The 1348-nt window shown below is 56.2% G+C and carries 1 protein-coding gene and 1 tRNA gene; one reads left to right on the top strand and one right to left on the bottom strand.

All coding sequences use genetic code 11. The features are described 5' to 3' along the window. Positions 1-145: 145 nt before the first annotated feature. Positions 146-904, bottom strand: coding sequence for a hypothetical protein (locus tag ACQRBT_RS00350; RefSeq protein WP_081087098.1), 759 nt, complete (start codon positions 902-904; stop codon positions 146-148). Positions 905-1274: 370 nt separating this feature from the next. Between ACQRBT_RS00350 and ACQRBT_RS00345 the strand changes: the two genes are divergently transcribed. Continuing rightward, a tRNA-Glu gene (locus ACQRBT_RS00345) sits at positions 1275-1347 on the top strand. The last annotated feature ends 1 nt before the right edge of the window (position 1348 follow it).

The raw sequence follows: 1348 nt of genomic DNA, 5'->3' as shown, positions 1-1348 counted from the left end.
TCCCGATGAGGGTGTGCCAGTCAGCAGTTTATCGACTGACCCACCGCTATCGGGAGCAAGCCCCCTCCCACAGTGACAGCGTTAAGCCTTAACTGACTGGCATTAGGGCTTGCCCCCCAGCGCGGGGCAAGCCCGCTCACTACAATCAATCGTAGATGGCTTTCTTTTTCCACTCGGCGTCGGCGTCGACGACTTTCAGGCCTTCGGTCAATTCGTTGACCTCGTCTTCGGCGGGTTTGCTGTTGGTCAATACCGTGGAGTTGGCCCGGGCCAATTGTGACTCCAGCAGTTGCAACTGCGCACTGTAGACCACCGGTTCCGGCTGCTTGCGCAAGTACTGCACGCCGCGCTCGAATGCCAGGCGCGCTTGGCCAGGCTGGCCTTGCTGCAGGGCGTGCTGGCCCAGGTTGTTGAAGAACTCGATATGCAGCAGCACCAGGATATGGCGAATTTCCTTGATCCAGTGCTTGGCTTCATTGGTAGGCAGGAAGCCGTCCTGGGCCGCACGGGTGACTTGGCCGTGCAGCGCTTCGAGCAGGAACCGCACGTCCTTGGCCTTGGCTTCGGTCTGGATCGGCGCGGGCGGGTTAGCCACGGGGATCGATTCACCCTGGGCGATCAGCGCATTCAGCTCGGTAATGCGTGCCTTGAGCGGTGCGCTGGATTTGTTGAGGTTCAACAGGCGCTGGTTGACGTTGAGTTCCAGACGGGTCAGCAACAGTTTGAGCGCGGGGGTCATCAACTGGCCTGGGAAGGTTTCGGTGATTTCGCCGCAGCGGCGCAACCGATCATTAAGCTCGATCTCGGTGCGCTTCTTTTCCAACTTGTTGTTTTCCACCACGTGGTTCATGTAGCCAATGGCGATCAGTATTACGATCCCGGCTGTTACCAGCAGGGTGATCATGAGTGGTGTCACCGGTGTGACCTCTTTATTGGGTTTACAATGGAGTGTAGTGACTGCGCCATCTGGCGGATAGGACTGATCGACCAGTTGCTCAGGTAGATTCTTCTATATAGGTAGAATATTTCCTGCATGGATGCACATTGCCATCATTTGCGGGTACGAACTATAACGTCTTGTCGGGCGTCAGAATATAGGCGCCAACACCCAGACGGACAAAATCCCCGTACGGGCCTGGAAGCAGGGCGAAGTCATTGATTTTAATAAATTTATCCTTGGGGGTTGACGACCTTTCAATCCATCCATAGAATGCGCGCCACTTAACGCGTAAAGCACACAGCAAAACGCGTTGAGCAGTGAATGTTGTACGTGTGTCCCCTTCGTCTAGTGGCCTAGGACACCGCCCTTTCACGGCGGTAACAGGGGTTCGAGTCCCCTAGGGGACGC

The organism is Pseudomonas sp. R19M (assembly GCF_050312585.1).
Taxonomy (GTDB): domain Bacteria; phylum Pseudomonadota; class Gammaproteobacteria; order Pseudomonadales; family Pseudomonadaceae; genus Aquipseudomonas; species Aquipseudomonas palleroniana.
Note: the sequence above shows the minus strand (reverse complement) of the source record. Positions and strands in the feature narration are given on the sequence as shown.